Source organism: Streptomyces sp. NPDC020965 (genome assembly GCF_044333555.1).
GTDB lineage: Bacteria > Actinomycetota > Actinomycetes > Streptomycetales > Streptomycetaceae > Streptomyces.
In genome coordinates, this window is record NZ_JBIRRE010000001.1 from 1436325 (window position 1) to 1450415 (window position 14091).

Here is a 14091-nt window from a genome sequence, read left to right on the forward strand (position 1 = left end):
CCTCGGCGGAGGCGTGGACCGTCCGCGCGGGTCAGAGGTAGAGGCCGGTGGAGTCCTCGGAGCCCTGGAAGCGGTCGGCGGCCACCGCGTGCAGATCGCGCTCCCGCATCAGTACGTACGCCACGCCCCGCACCTCGACCTCGGCACGGTCCTCGGGGTCGTACAGCACCCGGTCCCCCGGCTCCACGGTCCGGACGCTCTGCCCCACCGCGACCACTCCGGCCCAGGCGAGCCGACGGCCGACGGCCGCGGTGGCGGGGATGACGATGCCGCCGCTGGAGCGCCGCTCGCCCTCCGGGATGTCCGTCCGCACCAGGACACGGTCGTGCAGCATCCGGATGGGGAGCTTGTCGTGCTGGGTGCTGTGTTCATGACTGTTGGCGCTCACGCACCGAACCTACCTGCCGCGACGCGTTCCGTACTCCCGCACGGTGTTCCGCGCCTCCCCCGGCGGGGGCGCGGTAGCCCGCGCCCGGGGCGAATCAGACCCTGCGCTTGCGGGTGGAGAGCGCGAGCAGCCCCACCACGCTCACGACCACCAGCGCCACCGGGACGACCCGCTCCAGCCGTGGCGCGCCGTCGTCCGAGACGAAGCCGGCGCGGACGTCCGACAGGGTGCGGTGCACGACCACATAGGCCCGCCCCGCCGTACGGTCCACCGTCTCCGCGACCTTCGCCTTGGCGTCGCCGACGATCGTCTTGGGGTGCACGCGCACACCGATCTCGTCCAGCGTCTCGGCAAGCTGGTCGCGCCGGCGGACGATGTCCGCCTCGATCTGCGCAGGGGTCCTCGCGTCCGACACCGCGCTGCCTCCGTGGTCCGTGGTCATGGTTTGCCCTTACCTCCACAGTCTGTCAGCTCCATAGCCTCCGCACCCCACGGCACCCCTGGATCGCGGACGCGAAGTCACCGTCCGACCGGCGTGCCGCCGCCCCGCGGCCGGGGACCACGCCGCTTCGGGAGCGCTCCCACCCGGACAGGATCTACGCTCGTCGGCGTACACCCGCACGGCTCGACGAGGAGAAGAGAACCATGAGCGAGCGACTCAAGCCCGGCGACACCGCCCCCGATTTCACCCTGCCCGACGCGGACGGCAACGAGATCTCGCTCGCCTCCCACCAGGGCCGTAAGGTCATCGTCTACTTCTACCCCGCCGCCCTCACTCCAGGCTGCACCAAGCAGGCGTGCGACTTCACCGACAACTTGGAGCTGCTCGCGAACGCCGGCTACGACGTCATCGGCGTCTCCCCCGACAAGCCGGAGAAGCTGGCGAAGTTCCGCGAGCAGGAGAGCCTGAAGGTCACCCTCGTCGGTGACCCGTCCAAGGCGACGCTGGAGGCGTACGGGGCCTTCGGCGAGAAGAAGCTGTACGGGAAGACCGTGACGGGCGTCATCCGGTCGACCGTCGTGGTCGACGAGAAGGGCTTGGTGGAGCACGCCTTCTACAACGTGAAGGCGACCGGCCATGTAGCCAAGATCATCAAGGACCTCGGGATCTGACCCGCGTCCGGCCGCGACCGGGCGCCCACTACGATGGGCGCACGCGCGGCCGTGGTGGAATTGGCAGTCACGCTGGGTTTAGGTCCCAGTGGGGTAACACCCGTGAGGGTTCGAGTCCCTCCGGCCGCACCGCGTGAAGGGCGCGACACCCGGGAAGGGTGTCGCGCCCTCCGTACATCCCACCAGCGCGCCCGGGGTCAACCCACCAGTTCGCGGAGGACCGGGACCAGTGCCCGGAACGCCTTGCCGCGGTGGCTGATCGCGTTCTTCTCGTCCGGACTCAGCTCGGCCGCCGTCCGGTCCTCGCCCTCCGGCTGGAGGATCGGGTCATAGCCGAAGCCGTTCGCCCCCGCCGGGGCGTGGCGCAGCACTCCGGGCATCCGGCCCTCGACCACCCGCTCCGTACCGTCGGGGAGGGCGAGCGCGGCGGCGCAGAAGAACTGGGCGCCCCGGTGCTCGGGGGCGATGTCGGAGAGCTGGGCGAGCAGCAGCCGCAGATTGGCGCCGTCGTCGCCGTGGGTGCCGGCCCAGCGGGCGGAGAAGATGCCGGGCGCGCCGCCGAGGACGTCGACGCAGAGGCCGGAGTCGTCGGCGATGGCGGGCAGACCGGTGGCCCGGGCCAGGGCGTGCGCCTTGAGCAGGGCGTTCTCGGCGAAGGTGACGCCGGTTTCCTTGACGTCGGGGATCTCGGGGTAGGCGTCCGCGCCGACGAGTTCGTACGGCAGCTCGGCGGCGGCGAGGATGGCCCGGAGTTCGATGATCTTCCCGTGGTTACGGGTGGCGAGGACGAGACGGTTCATACCGCGATTATCCGGCCGCCCGGCCCGGGCCCGAGCCCGCCCCCGGGCCGGGTCCACCGGGACGCGGCTCGGGGCGGGGCGGGAGGTCATCAGCTCCGGTCCGGGGCGGGCTTCGAGGCCCGACCGGACCGGGGCTACACGGGCTAGGGGGAGCAGACCTTGCGGATCTCGTCGGTGGCGCTGGTGAGGGGGTTGAGGCGGGGGGTCGAGTCGCCGCCCTCCACGTCCTTGCGCACGCTGTCGATGCCGTCCTTCAGCTCGTCCACGGCCTTGCGGAGATCGGCGTTGTCGGTCTTGTCGTCGAGGTCCTTGAGCGCCTTGTCGATGGCGTCCAGGGCCTCCCCCGACTTGGTGGGGTCCTCGCCCGCCGCGGTGAATGCCTCGGTGAGGTTCTCGACGTTCTTGACCAGGGTCTCCGCCGTCTCCACGCAGTCGATGGCCTTGTCGAGGTCACTGCACCCCGTGGCTAACGGCACGAGCAGAGCGGCGGATGCGAGCGTGAGTGCTATGCGTCGACGCGCAGGCATGGAACTGTCCCTCCCGAATGCGGCCGGGCGCACGGTTCGGCCCGTGCGCCCGTGCCAGTAACGACGCCGCCGGGGGCGTCCTTGGTTGCTTTCAACAATCAAGGACCCAACCAGGTCAGTCGGTCGCTTCGGTAGGCGCGAGGGCGGCGCGCTGAAGCGCGGCGAGGTCGGCGCAGCCGCCGCTGGCCAGATCGAGCAGGGCGTTCAGCTCCGCGCGGTCGAAGGGCTCGGCCTCGGCGGTGCCCTGGACCTCGACGAAGCGGCCGTCGCCGGTGCAGACGACGTTCATGTCCGTGTCGGCGCGCACGTCTTCCTCGTAACGGAGGTCGAGGAGGGGGACGCCGTCCACGATGCCGACGGAGACGGCGGCGACGGTGCCGGTGAGCGGCTTACGGCCGGCCTTCACGAGCTTGCGGCCCTGGGCCCAGGTGATGGCGTCGGCGAGGGCCACATAAGCACCGGTGATGGCGGCGGTGCGGGTGCCGCCGTCGGCCTGGAGGACATCGCAGTCGAGGACGATGGTGTTCTCGCCGAGGGCCTTGAAGTCAATGACGGCGCGGAGCGAGCGGCCGATGAGTCGGCTGATTTCGTGGGTGCGACCGCCGATCCGGCCGCGGACGGATTCGCGGTCGCCGCGGGTGTTGGTCGCGCGCGGCAGCATCGAGTACTCGGCGGTGACCCAGCCTTCGCCGCTGCCCTTGCGCCAGCGCGGCACGCCCTCGGTGACGGAGGCGGTGCAGAACACCTTGGTGTCACCGAAGGAGATGAGGACGGAGCCCTCGGCGTGCTTGCTCCATCCGCGTTCGATGGTGACCGGGCGGAGCTGTTCGGGGGTGCGGCCGTCGATTCGATCCATGGCCATGAGCCTATCGGCTGCGTGGGAGGGCCCGGTTCCGTGCGGAACCGGGCCCTCCACGGTGGCTCGTAACGGGCCGTGCGGCCGGGACGGGCCGGTCTTCAGCGAGCAGGTGCTTCAGCATGCAGGTGCTTCAACGAGCAGGTGCGCTTCGGCGAGCCGCTCTTTCAGCGGGCCGGTGTCAGCGGCTCACATCATGTCTTCGATGTCGGCGGCGATCGGGTCGGCGTCGGTGCCGATGACGACCTGGATCGCGGTGCCCATCTTGACGACGCCGTGGGCGCCCGCGGCCTTGAGCGCGGCCTCGTCGACCTTCTCCGGGTCAATGACCTCGGTACGGAGGCGGGTGATGCAGCCCTCGATCTCCTCGATGTTCTCGATCCCACCGAGCCCGGCGACGATCTTCTCAGCCTTGCTGGCCATGTTTCTCTCCCTGCGGTTCAAGGGCGTCCCCAGCCGGGGGGACGCTCGGCGCTGCGTCGGCCCACCACTGGTCCGCTTTGTCACGGTAACGCACGGTTGGCCCATCTTCGCGGGCGAGTAACCGCCCGGTACCGAATGATGACGACCACCGGTGCTCCCCGCCACGGGCCGGCCCCGGAGCCGCATCACAACTGGTCTACACCAGTCTGCTACAGCTGCCAAACCCGCCGATCCGGGAGGACGCCGATGAGCCGAGAGAGCGCCGCCGCAGCCACGGCCGGGCCCTCCCCGTGGAGCACCTTCTTCCAGGGGCTCCAGAAGATGGGGCGCAGCCTGCAGCTACCCATCGCGGTGCTGCCCGCGGCGGGCATCCTCAACCGGCTCGGCCAGGACGACGTCTTCGGCAAGGACGGTCTCGGCTGGAACGACGTCGCAAAGGTCATGGCCGGCGCGGGCGGCGCGCTGCTCGACCCGAACATCGGGCTGCCGCTGCTGTTCTGCGTCGGTGTCGCTATCGGCATGGCGAAGAAGGCCGACGGCTCCACGGCCCTCGCTGCGGTCGCCGGCTTCCTCGTCTACTACAACGTGCTGCGCCAGTTCCCCAAGCCCTGCCTGGGCGACGCCCTGGCGGCGAAGGTGGGCTGCCAGGCGCCCGACGGCGCGACCACGGCCTTCGAGTACCAGAACCCCGGGGTGTTCGGCGGCATCGTGATGGGGCTGCTGGCCGCCTACTTCTGGCAGCGGTACCACCGCACCAAGCTGGTGGACTGGCTGGGCTTCTTCAACGGCCGCCGGCTCGTCCCGATCATCATGTCGTTCGTCGCGATCCTCTTCGCGGCCCTCTGCCTGTGGGTCTGGCCGCCGATCGGCAGCGGCCTGGAGAGCTTCAGCGACTGGCTGGTGAACCTGGGCGCCTGGGGTTCGGGCATCTTCGGCATCACGAACAGGGCGCTGCTGGTCATCGGCCTGCACCAGTTCCTGAATGTGCCGATCTGGTTCCAGCTCGGCAGCTACACCAAGCCGGACGGCACGGTGGTGCACGGTGACATCTCGATGTTCCTGGCGGGCGACCCGAACGCCGGTCAGTTCACCACGGGCTTCTTCCCCATCATGATGTTCGCGCTGCCCGCCGCCTGTCTGGCGATGACCCACTGCGCCCATCCGCACCGGCGCAAGGAGATCGGCGGTCTGATGCTGTCGGTGGGCCTGACCTCGTTCGTCACCGGCATCACCGAACCCATCGAGTACTCGTTCCTCTTCGTCGCCCCGGCGCTGTACGCGATCCACGCGGTGCTCACGGGCGTGTCGATGGCGGTGACGTGGGCGCTCGGCGTGAAGGACGGCTTCAGCTTCTCGGCCGGTCTGATCGACTACGTCATCAACTGGAGTCTGGCGACAAAGCCCTGGATGATCATTCCCATCGGGCTCTGTTTCGCGGTGGTCTATTACGCGATCTTCCGGTTCGCGATCATCAAATTCAACATTCAGACGCCGGGCCGGGAGCCCAAGGAGATCGAAGCGGAACTGGAGCGCGACAACATCAAGTAGCCGCGCGACCGGGGAGCGCGCACCCGCGCCGCCGCCGGGAGAATGGGGCTTGGACGGTCCTGACATCAGGGCCTTCCGGGCCCCTTCGCCACGTCCGGGACACCCGTGAGCGACGTCCTGACACGCACCCGGGCCGCCACCCGCCCTGCTCGGATTCCGCGCCCGGTCACTCACACCCGGTCACCGTCCGCCGCACCGCGGGGTCGTTCCCCGGGGCCGTCCGCCACCCCGCGGGGGCCATTCCCCGAGGCCGACCGCCACCCCCGGAATCCCTCCCCGAACGCCTTCCGTCGCCATCGGGACACCCTCCGCGACCAACCGTCCCGACCACTGCCCCCGACCGGGATCGGAAAGCGCCAACTGGCCGGGATAGCGACGTGAATGACGCCCTTTGTCCCTCGCGGTTAATTCACAGGAACCCTCTCTAACTCCTTACTATTCGCAGGTTCCTTATCTATGTCGAACATGCTACAAAGGTCTACACCACTCAGTGGTTTAGACCACGCGGCCCAGCCGCGTTCCCCCTGAGACGTCGCCCCCAGAACACTCCCCCGGCGGCGCCTTGCTCCCCTGGAGGATTGTGATGTCCACGGCAAGTGCCGCCCCCGCGGCCGGTAAGAAGAAGGGCGCGGGTGTGATGGCAGTCATGCAGCGCATCGGCCGCAGCCTCATGCTGCCGGTCGCCGTGCTGCCCGCCGCCGCACTCCTGGTCCGTCTCGGTCAGGACGACATGCTCGGGCGGGATTCCTTCCCGTCGTTCTTCACCGAGATAGCCGGCTACATGTCGGCCGGCGGCAACGCGATCCTCAACAACATGGCGCTGCTCTTCGCCGTGGGTATCGCCATCGGCTACGCGAAGAAGTCCGACGGCTCGACCGCTCTCGCGGCCGTCACCGGATACCTCGTCTTCAAGCACGTGCTGGCCACGTTCACGGACGAGAACCTGCCGAAGGTCGCCGCCGCCGTCGACGGCAAGGTGGTCATGCAGGACGCCCCGGTGGACGCGAAGGTCCTCGGCGGTGTGGTGATGGGCCTCGTGGTGGCCCTGCTCTACCAGCGCTTCTACCGCACCAAGCTGCCGGACTGGGCGGGCTTCTTCGGTGGCCGCCGACTGGTCCCGATCCTCTCCGCCTTCGCGGGTCTCTTCCTCGGTATCCTCTTCGGCTTCATCTGGCCGGTCCTCGGCACCGGTCTGCACAACTTCGGTGAGTGGCTGGTCGGCTCCGGCGCGGCGGGCGCGGGCATCTTCGGTGTCGCCAACCGTGCGCTGATCCCCGTCGGGATGCACCACCTGCTGAACTCGTTCCCGTGGTTCCAGGCCGGTGAGTACGAGGGCAACAGCGGCGACATCGCGCGCTTCCTGGCCGGTGACCCGGAGGCCGGACAGTTCATGACCGGCTTCTTCCCGATCATGATGTTCGCCCTGCCGGCCGCGTGCCTGGCGATCGTGCACTGTGCCCGGCCCGAGCGCCGGAAGATCGTCGGCGGCATGATGTTCTCGCTCGCGCTCACCTCGTTCGTCACCGGTGTGACCGAGCCGATCGAGTTCACCTTCATGTTCATCGCCCCGGTGCTGTACGCCTTCCACGCGGTGATGACCGGTGTCTCCATGGCGCTGACCTGGGCCCTCGGCATGAAGGACGGCTTCGGCTTCTCGGCCGGAGCGGTGGACTTCCTGCTGAATCTGGGAATCGCGACCAAGCCGTGGTTCCTGGTGCTGGTGGGTCTCTGCTTCGCGGCGGTCTACTACGTGGTCTTCCGCTTCGCGATCACCAAGTTCAACCTGCCGACTCCCGGCCGGGAGTCGGACGACGAGCTGGCCGAGCTCCAGAAGGCGGAGGCGAAGTAGCCCCTGCCGGATGCCGGTCCGCGGACCCCTCGCACTGTGTCGCCCACGGTGCGGGGGGTCTCGTCATGGGCGGGGCTCGTCATGGGCGGGTCTTGCCATATGCCGGTCTCGTCGTGGGCGGTCTCGTCATCCGCGTCCGGAGACCGGGTGGCAGGTACGACACCGGGCGGAGACCGGGCGTCAGGTGCGCCACCGGACGGCCCGCCGCCTCACACCTCGTACACGGTCCCGGTCCTGGCGATCTCAGCCGGGCCCCGGTAGACCGCGCGGGCGTCCGCGAGATTCCGCGCCGCGTCCGTCCACGGCGGGATGTGGGTCAGCACCAGCCGCCCCACCTCCGCGTCCCGCGCCTGCTCCCCCGCCTCGCGCCCGTTCAGGTGAAGGCCGGGCACGTCCTCCTTGCCGTGGGTGAAGGACGCCTCGCAGAGGAAGAGATCCGCCCCCTCGGCCAGTTCGTGCAGCGTTTCGCAGACCCCCGTGTCACCGGAGTAGGTCAGCGTCCGCCCGCCGTGCTCCAACCGGACGCCGTACGCCTCAACGGGGTGGGCGACGCGTTCCGTACGGACCGAGAACGGGCCGATGTCGAAGCTGCCGGGCTTGAGGGTGTGGAAGTCGAAGACCTCGCTCATCGCGGAGGGCGATGGCGTGTCCGCGTACGCGGTGGTGAGGCGCTGCTCGGTGCCCTCGGGCCCGTAGACGGGGATGGCGCCGCAGCGACCGCCCGTATGACGGTAGTAGCGGGCCACGAAATATCCGCACATGTCGATGCAGTGATCGGCGTGCAGATGGCTGAGGAAGATCGCATCGAGGTCATAGAGACCGATGTGACGCTGCAACTCGCCGAGGGCACCATTGCCCATGTCGAGGAGCAGCCGGAAGCCGTCGGCCTCTACGAGGTAGCTCGAACAGGCCGATTCCGCGGACGGGAACGACCCCGAGCAGCCGACGACGGTGAGCTTCATGGAGCTGGAACCTCCGTTGACGGGGAGGGCTGGGGGTGGGGCGTGCGGTCCGATGAGCGTAAAGCGCAAAAGGGGTGGCCGCTCCTCCGGAGTGGGGGGTGTGGGCGAACTCACCTGTGCTGTCACTGATTCGGAGGGCGTGAAAACGCCGAAGGCGGGGAGCGCGCGCCGCCGCCTCCCCGCCCTGCTCCGCCGCGCGGAGCCACCAGAACCCGTCAGGCCCCGGTCAGAGCCGGCCCCCCGGCACCGACCCGATCAGGCCCCGGCCCTCGCACCGCCCGGCCCCGGCAATCCTCCGGGTCAACGCCATCTCCCCGACCCGGCACCGGCCCCGACCCGGTGACCAGGTCCCGGCCCCCGTCGCCGGCCCGGTGGTGCGGCCCCGCTCCGCACCGCTGTCCCGGGCTCAGGCCCAGAGCTGACCCTGAAGGGTCTCGATCGCGGCCTCCGTGGTCGGCGCGGTGTACACCCCCGTGGAGAGGTACTTCCAGCCCCCGTCGGCCACCACGAAGACGATGTCCGCGGCCTCGCCCGCCTTTACGGCCTTGTTCCCGACGCCTATCGCGGCGTGCAGCGCGGCGCCCGTCGAGACCCCTGCGAAGATCCCCTCCTGCTGGAGCAGCTCACGGGTGCGGGTGACCGCGTCCGCCGAGCCGACCGAGTAGCGGGTCGTGAGCACCGAGGCGTCGTACAGCTCGGGCACGAAGCCCTCGTCCAGATTGCGCAGCCCGTAGACCAGGTCGTCATAGCGCGGTTCGGCCGCGACGATCCGTACGCCCGGGACGTTCTCGCGCAGGAAGCGGCCCACGCCCATCAGGGTGCCCGTGGTGCCGAGGCCCGCCACGAAGTGGGTGATCGACGGCAGGTCGGCCAGGATCTCCGGGCCCGTCGTCGCGTAGTGCGCGCCCGCGTTCTCCGGGTTGCCGTACTGGTAGAGCATCACCCAACTCGGGTTCTCGGCCGCCAGCTCCTTGGCGACCCGGACCGCGGTGTTCGAGCCCCCGGCCGCGGGTGACGAGATGATCTCCGCGCCCCACATGGCGAGCAACTGACGGCGTTCGTCGCTGGTGTTCTCGGGCATCACGCAGACGATCCGGTAGCCCTTGAGCTTCGCCGCCATCGCCAGCGAGATGCCGGTGTTGCCGGAGGTCGGCTCCAGGATCGTGCAGCCGGGTGTCAGCCGGCCGTCCTTCTCTGCCTGCTCGACCATGCGGAGCGCCGGGCGGTCCTTGATGGATCCGGTCGGATTGCGGTCCTCAAGCTTGGCCCAGATGCGGACGTCGTCCGACGGGGAGAGCCGGGGGAGGCGGACCAGCGGGGTGTTGCCGATCGCCGCGAGCGGGGAGTCGTAACGCATCGGTATCAGTGCATTCCACCGGCGACGGCCGGCAGGATCGTCACGCTGTCACCGTCGGTCAGCTTGGTGGAGATGCCGTCCAGGAAGCGGACGTCCTCGTCGTTGAGGTAGACGTTCACGAAGCGGCGCAGCTCCTCGCCCTGCACGATGCGCTCCTGGATGCCCGGGTGCCGGGTTTCGAGGTCGGCGAGCAGCTCGGCGAGCGTGTTCCCGCTGCCCGGTACGGCCTTGGCGCCGTCGGTGTAGGTGCGGAGGATGGTCGGGATGCGGACCTCGATGGCCATGGTGTGGGCTCCAGTCGAAAGGTCGGGCGGCCCGGCCGTGCCGGGCCGCTCGATGACAGTGGGCGCGCGGCTCGGGCCCCCGCGCGAGGGGGTCGTACGTCGGAGAGCCGACCGCTCAGATACAGATCGCGCTGGCGAGGCGGCACAGGTCGACATGCAGCCGCGCCACGAGCAGCACGGTGCCGCTGGGCGTCTTGTCGCTCATGCCGTGGAGAACCATGCGCTCATCGTAACGATTCCCGGTCACGGTTCCGGAATACCGTCTCGCATCGCGGACCTTCTCAGCTCACCATGCGGACGGGAGGTAGGTGATAGTGGGGGCTCCGGTCACCGGGTGGACCGTGACCTCCGCGTCCACCTGATAGACATCGGCGAGAAGCTCCGAGGTCAGAACCTCCTTGGGGGCACCGGACGCGACGACTCGGCCGGCCTTCAGGACATAGAGCCGGTCGCAGTAGTAGGCGGCCAGGTTGAGGTCGTGCAGCGCCAGCAGGCTCGTGATCCCGAGGGTCCGGATCAGGCCCAGGATCTCCAGTTGGTATCGGATGTCGAGATGGTTGGTCGGCTCGTCGAGGACGAGCAGGGCGGGCCGCTGGACGATGGCGCGGGCGACCAGGGCGCGTTGGCGTTCGCCGCCGGAGAGCGACGGGAAGGCCCGGTCGGCGAGGTCGCTGATGGCCAGCCGGGCGAGTGCCTCGGCCACGACGGCGTCGTCGGCCGCCGAATCCTGCTCCCAGAACCGCTGGTGCGGGGCGCGTCCCATGGCGACGATCTCGCGCACGGTCAGCTCGAACTCGCCCCGGGTGTCCTGCGGGACGGTCGCCACCCGCCGGGCGCGCGCCTTCGGGCCGAGGGCGACCAGATCGTCGCCGTCGATGAGGGCGCGGCCGGCCGTCGGGCGCAGGGTGCCGTAGACGCAGCGGAGCAGGGTGGTCTTACCGCTGCCGTTGGGGCCGACCAGGCCGACGGTTTCACCGGGGCGGGCGTCGAGGCCGACATCGGTGAGGAGGGTGTGGCCGTCGGTCTCGTACCCGATGCCGGTCAGGGACAGCGCGGCGCTCACCGGACGTGCCCCACCGCTCCCGGGGGACTCGTCAGTCGCACGGGGTCCACCGGACTCACCGGACTCACCTGGCTTACGGGGCCCACCGGGCTCACGGGGTCCACCGGGCTCACCAGGCTCAGCGGACTCACCCGGCTTACGGGGTTCGCCGATCTTCACAGGACGGCTCCTCTCGCGGTACGGGAGCGCATCAGCCACAGGAACAGCGGCCCGCCGAGCAGCGCGGTCAGCACTCCGACGGGAATGTCCTGCGGGGACGCGACGGTACGGGCACCGAGATCGGCGACGACCAGGGCGACCGCCCCGCCGAGCGCCGCGACCGGCAGCAGCGTCCGGTGGGTGGCCCCGACCAGCAGCCGGGCGGCGTGCGGCACGATCAGACCGATGAAGCCGACCGCGCCGCTGACCGCCACCAGCACGGCGGTGACCAGGGAGACGAGCACGAAGACGGCGGCACGGAAACGGGCCACGTCCAGCCCGAGCACGGTGGCGCCCTCCTCCCCCACCAGCAGCAGATCGAGCGGTTTGGCGAGCGCGAGCAGCAGCGGCAGGGCGAACCCGAGGACGATCGCGGGCAGCAGCACACTGTCCCAACGAGCGCTGCCGAGACCGCCGAGCGACCAGTAGAGGGCCTCCCGGAAGTGCTCCGGCCGCGCGGACGCCACCAGGGCGAGGGTGGTGAGCGCGGTGAAGATGTACGAGACGGTCACGCCCGCCAGCACCAACCGGGTGCCGGTCATCGCGCCGTCGCGCCTGGCCAGCCCGTAGACGAGGAAGAGCGCACAGAGCGCCCCGACGAACGCCCCGGCTGGCGTGGCCACGGCGGTGGTGGTGCCGATGCCCAGGACGAGGACGGTGACGGCCCCGGTGGACGCGCCGGAGGAGATGCCGAGCAGGAACGGGTCGGCGAGCCGGTTGCGGACGAGGGCCTGGAGGACGGTGCCGGCGACGGCGAGCCCGGCGCCCACGAGCGCGCCGAGGAGGACGCGGGGCAGCCGTACGTCGATGATGATCGTGCGGAAGGGGCTGGGTTCGGCGCCCGGCAGCAGGGCGTCGATGACCTGCCCGGGCGGTATGCGTACGGAGCCGAGGCCGAGGCCCGCGACGACCGCGACCGCGAGGGCGATCAGCAGCGCGACGACCACGGCTCCGTAGCGGAGGCGCGACTTCACCGGGTGATCTGCCCCGCGAGCTTGGCGATGGCGTCGGGTGCGCGCACCCCGAGCACGGCGTCGGAGAGCGGCAGCACGGCGAACCGCTTGTTCTTGATCGCCGGGACGTCGCGCAGCACCGGGTCGTTCAGCAGCCGCTTCTTCTTCTGCTCGACGGTGGTGGCGCCGTAGTCGTAGATGACGACGATCTCGGGCTTGCGCGCCACGACCTGTTCCCAGGTGGCGTCGCCGAAGGACTTGTCGAGGTCGGCGAAGACATTGCGCCCGCCGGCACGGGTGATCAGCTCATTGCCGATGCCCTTGCCGCCCGCCGTGAAGGCGGTCTTGTCGCCGCTGTCGTAGACGAAGACGGGGACCGGGGCGCGGCCCTTCAGCGACTCCCCGGTCTTCGCGAGCGTGGCGCGGGCGCCGGCGATCCACTCCTGGGCGCGGGGCCCGACGCCGAAGGTGCGGCCGATCTCCTCGACCTCGCGGTAGAGGTCGTCGACGGTGGTCCGCTTCTTGGTGCAGTACTCCAGGTTGAGACGGGTGTCGATGCCGGACTTCTTCAGCTCTTCGCGGGTGCGGCCGTCCTTGGCCTCGAAGGCGCTGCCGTAGCCGCCGTAGACGAAGTCGGGGTTGGCGGCGAGGAGCTTCTCCTTGGAGGGGTACTCCTTGGCCAGGACGGGGATCGCGTCGTACGCCTTCTTGTGGCGCGGGAGGACCGCGTCGTCCAGATAGGCGGTGCCGACGACGGATTTCGCCAGACCGAGTTCGAGCATGATCTCGGTGACGTGCTGGTTCATGGTGACGGCCCGCTCGGGGGCGGCCCGATAGGTCGTCTTCACACCGCAGTTGTCGACGGTGTACGGGAACGAGGCGCCCGGCTGGGCGGCGTCGGAGCCCTTCTCGCTCTTGTCGTCGTCGCCCGCACCGCAGGCGGTGGTGGCGGCGAGGAGCGGGAGCAGCAGGGCGGCTATGAGTGCGGAACGGCGCCTGGACATGACGGGGTACGGCCTCCTCCGGGGATTTCCACGTCCCCTAGATGGTGGGAGAAGGGCGGCGGGTCAGTTCCTGGCTGCCAAGCGGGAACGCTTGGTCACAGTGGCGGGACCGCGCCGGATTCACACCGGCTTCCTGGGTCCTGCCGCCCTGTTCAGTTGGTCCGGGGGTCAGTATGCCCCGGACCACCGCGCGACGATCTTCACGCCCCCGCCTACTGCCCGCCGCGCCACTCGCCGCACCCCCTGATGCCCAGCACCCGCCGCCCGCCGCACACTGTCGCGTACCGCCCGCCGTGCCCTTCCGCGTACCGCCCGTCTCACACTTCCGCGTACCGCTCGACGATCTTCACTTCCTCCTCGGTGACCTCGCCGTCCACGATGCGGTACGAGCGGAACTGGAAGGACCCCACATCGTCGCTGTCGGCGGTGGAGACCAGGACGTAGTGGGCGCCGGGCTCGTTCGCGTAGGTGATGTCCGTACGGGAGGGGTACGCCTCGGTCGCGGTGTGCGAGTGGTAGATGATCACCGGCTCTTCGTCGTTGTCGTCCATCTCCCGGTAGAGCTTCAGCAGGTCGGCCGAGTCGAACTCGTAGAACGTGGGCGAGCGGGCCGCGTTCAGCATGGGGATGAAGCGCTCGGCGCGCCCGGTGCCCTCAGGGCCGGCGACGACGCCGCACGCCTCGTCGGGGTGGTCGGCGCGGGCATGCGCCACGATCTTGTCGAAGAGAACCTGGGTGAGCGTCAACATGCCGATCAGGATAGACA

17 protein-coding genes, 1 tRNA gene and 1 riboswitch are annotated in these 14091 nt (G+C 69.8%); of the genes, 4 read left to right on the plus strand and 14 right to left on the minus strand.

The window, feature by feature from the left end; genetic code table 11:
• Window positions 1–31: 31 nt before the first annotated feature.
• Both ACH4S7_RS06215 and ACH4S7_RS06220 read right to left on the minus strand, forming a co-directional pair.
• Window positions 32–388 (minus strand): GroES family chaperonin, encoded by a 357-nt coding sequence (locus ACH4S7_RS06215; RefSeq protein WP_398519860.1) that lies wholly within the window; start codon window positions 386–388, stop codon window positions 32–34.
• Window positions 389–482: 94 nt separating this feature from the next.
• A complete protein-coding gene (locus ACH4S7_RS06220; protein ID WP_398519861.1) occupies window positions 483–830 on the minus strand; it encodes a DUF3618 domain-containing protein in 348 nt (115 codons plus the stop codon).
• 203 nt (window positions 831–1033) lie between these two features.
• Between ACH4S7_RS06220 and bcp the strand changes: the two genes are divergently transcribed.
• Both bcp and ACH4S7_RS06230 read left to right on the plus strand, forming a co-directional pair.
• Window positions 1034–1501, plus strand: coding sequence for a thioredoxin-dependent thiol peroxidase (bcp, locus tag ACH4S7_RS06225; protein ID WP_398519862.1), 468 nt, complete (start codon window positions 1034–1036; stop codon window positions 1499–1501).
• 45 nt (window positions 1502–1546) lie between these two features.
• A tRNA-Leu gene (locus ACH4S7_RS06230) sits at window positions 1547–1630 on the plus strand.
• A 68-nt stretch (window positions 1631–1698) separates the two neighbouring features.
• Here the strand turns inward: ACH4S7_RS06230 and rdgB are convergent.
• From rdgB to ACH4S7_RS06250, 4 genes are all read right to left on the minus strand, one after another.
• Window positions 1699–2301, minus strand: a complete 603-nt coding sequence (gene rdgB, locus ACH4S7_RS06235; RefSeq protein ID WP_398519863.1) for an RdgB/HAM1 family non-canonical purine NTP pyrophosphatase — start codon at window positions 2299–2301, stop codon at window positions 1699–1701.
• Between the two features lie 143 nt (window positions 2302–2444).
• Complete coding sequence (locus ACH4S7_RS06240) at window positions 2445–2828, minus strand: hypothetical protein (RefSeq protein ID WP_398519864.1); 384 nt, start codon at window positions 2826–2828, stop codon at window positions 2445–2447.
• A 115-nt stretch (window positions 2829–2943) separates the two neighbouring features.
• Entirely contained in the window at window positions 2944–3684 is a 741-nt protein-coding gene (rph, locus tag ACH4S7_RS06245; protein ID WP_398519865.1) for a ribonuclease PH, read from the minus strand.
• A gap of 189 nt (window positions 3685–3873) precedes the next feature.
• Window positions 3874–4107: a glucose PTS transporter subunit EIIB gene (locus ACH4S7_RS06250; RefSeq protein WP_398519866.1), complete on the minus strand. Its 234-nt coding sequence runs from the start codon at window positions 4105–4107 to the stop codon at window positions 3874–3876.
• A gap of 246 nt (window positions 4108–4353) precedes the next feature.
• Here ACH4S7_RS06250 and ACH4S7_RS06255 point away from each other — a divergent pair, with 246 nt between their 5' ends.
• Together ACH4S7_RS06255 and ACH4S7_RS06260 are read left to right on the plus strand one after the other, a co-directional pair.
• Window positions 4354–5655, plus strand: a complete 1302-nt coding sequence (locus tag ACH4S7_RS06255; protein WP_398519867.1) for a PTS transporter subunit EIIC — start codon at window positions 4354–4356, stop codon at window positions 5653–5655.
• Window positions 5656–6238: 583 nt separating this feature from the next.
• On the plus strand, window positions 6239–7504 hold the full coding sequence (locus ACH4S7_RS06260; RefSeq protein ID WP_398519868.1) for a PTS transporter subunit EIIC: 1266 nt from the start codon (window positions 6239–6241) through the stop codon (window positions 7502–7504).
• A gap of 209 nt (window positions 7505–7713) precedes the next feature.
• Here ACH4S7_RS06260 and ACH4S7_RS06265 read toward each other — a convergent pair whose 3' ends face one another.
• The 8 genes from ACH4S7_RS06265 to ACH4S7_RS06300 all read right to left on the minus strand — a co-directional run bounded on the left by ACH4S7_RS06265 (window position 7714) and on the right by ACH4S7_RS06300 (window position 14074).
• Entirely contained in the window at window positions 7714–8466 is a 753-nt protein-coding gene (locus ACH4S7_RS06265) for an MBL fold metallo-hydrolase (protein WP_398519869.1), read from the minus strand.
• 406 nt (window positions 8467–8872) lie between these two features.
• On the minus strand, window positions 8873–9823 hold the full coding sequence (locus ACH4S7_RS06270; RefSeq protein ID WP_398519870.1) for a PLP-dependent cysteine synthase family protein: 951 nt from the start codon (window positions 9821–9823) through the stop codon (window positions 8873–8875).
• 5 nt (window positions 9824–9828) lie between these two features.
• On the minus strand, window positions 9829–10107 hold the full coding sequence (locus tag ACH4S7_RS06275) for a MoaD/ThiS family protein (RefSeq protein ID WP_398519871.1): 279 nt from the start codon (window positions 10105–10107) through the stop codon (window positions 9829–9831).
• A 115-nt stretch (window positions 10108–10222) separates the two neighbouring features.
• A complete protein-coding gene (locus ACH4S7_RS06280) occupies window positions 10223–10327 on the minus strand; it encodes a putative leader peptide (RefSeq protein WP_398519872.1) in 105 nt (34 codons plus the stop codon).
• Between the two features lie 66 nt (window positions 10328–10393).
• Window positions 10394–11158: an ABC transporter ATP-binding protein gene (locus ACH4S7_RS06285; RefSeq protein ID WP_398520051.1), complete on the minus strand. Its 765-nt coding sequence runs from the start codon at window positions 11156–11158 to the stop codon at window positions 10394–10396.
• A 167-nt stretch (window positions 11159–11325) separates the two neighbouring features.
• Complete coding sequence (locus tag ACH4S7_RS06290) at window positions 11326–12342, minus strand: FecCD family ABC transporter permease (RefSeq protein WP_398519873.1); 1017 nt, start codon at window positions 12340–12342, stop codon at window positions 11326–11328.
• Window positions 12339–13325, minus strand: a complete 987-nt coding sequence (locus ACH4S7_RS06295; RefSeq protein WP_398519874.1) for an ABC transporter substrate-binding protein — start codon at window positions 13323–13325, stop codon at window positions 12339–12341. The genes ACH4S7_RS06290 and ACH4S7_RS06295 overlap by 4 nt, the downstream gene beginning before the upstream one ends.
• 43 nt (window positions 13326–13368) lie before the next feature.
• Window positions 13369–13528: riboswitch (cobalamin riboswitch) on the minus strand.
• Between the two features lie 114 nt (window positions 13529–13642).
• Window positions 13643–14074, minus strand: coding sequence for a Mov34/MPN/PAD-1 family protein (locus tag ACH4S7_RS06300; RefSeq protein ID WP_398519875.1), 432 nt, complete (start codon window positions 14072–14074; stop codon window positions 13643–13645).
• Between the last annotated feature and the right edge of the window lie 17 nt (window positions 14075–14091).

Bases quoted from the DNA above. Each gene is read 5' to 3' on its own strand.
- ACH4S7_RS06220 (WP_398519861.1), bottom strand. From the start codon at position 830: ATGACCACGGACCACGGAGGCAGCGCGGTGTCGGACGCGAGGACCCCT.
- bcp (WP_398519862.1), top strand. From the start codon at position 1,034: ATGAGCGAGCGACTCAAGCCCGGCGACACCGCCCCCGATTTCACCCTG.
- rdgB (WP_398519863.1), bottom strand. From the start codon at position 2,301: ATGAACCGTCTCGTCCTCGCCACCCGTAACCACGGGAAGATCATCGAA.
- ACH4S7_RS06240 (WP_398519864.1), bottom strand. From the start codon at position 2,828: ATGCCTGCGCGTCGACGCATAGCACTCACGCTCGCATCCGCCGCTCTG.
- rph (WP_398519865.1), bottom strand. From the start codon at position 3,684: ATGGATCGAATCGACGGCCGCACCCCCGAACAGCTCCGCCCGGTCACC.
- ACH4S7_RS06250 (WP_398519866.1), bottom strand. From the start codon at position 4,107: ATGGCCAGCAAGGCTGAGAAGATCGTCGCCGGGCTCGGTGGGATCGAG.
- ACH4S7_RS06255 (WP_398519867.1), top strand. From the start codon at position 4,354: ATGAGCCGAGAGAGCGCCGCCGCAGCCACGGCCGGGCCCTCCCCGTGG.
- ACH4S7_RS06260 (WP_398519868.1), top strand. From the start codon at position 6,239: ATGTCCACGGCAAGTGCCGCCCCCGCGGCCGGTAAGAAGAAGGGCGCG.
- ACH4S7_RS06265 (WP_398519869.1), bottom strand. From the start codon at position 8,466: ATGAAGCTCACCGTCGTCGGCTGCTCGGGGTCGTTCCCGTCCGCGGAA.
- ACH4S7_RS06270 (WP_398519870.1), bottom strand. From the start codon at position 9,823: ATGCGTTACGACTCCCCGCTCGCGGCGATCGGCAACACCCCGCTGGTC.
- ACH4S7_RS06275 (WP_398519871.1), bottom strand. From the start codon at position 10,107: ATGGCCATCGAGGTCCGCATCCCGACCATCCTCCGCACCTACACCGAC.
- ACH4S7_RS06280 (WP_398519872.1), bottom strand. From the start codon at position 10,327: ATGGTTCTCCACGGCATGAGCGACAAGACGCCCAGCGGCACCGTGCTG.
- ACH4S7_RS06295 (WP_398519874.1), bottom strand. From the start codon at position 13,325: ATGTCCAGGCGCCGTTCCGCACTCATAGCCGCCCTGCTGCTCCCGCTC.
- ACH4S7_RS06300 (WP_398519875.1), bottom strand. From the start codon at position 14,074: ATGTTGACGCTCACCCAGGTTCTCTTCGACAAGATCGTGGCGCATGCC.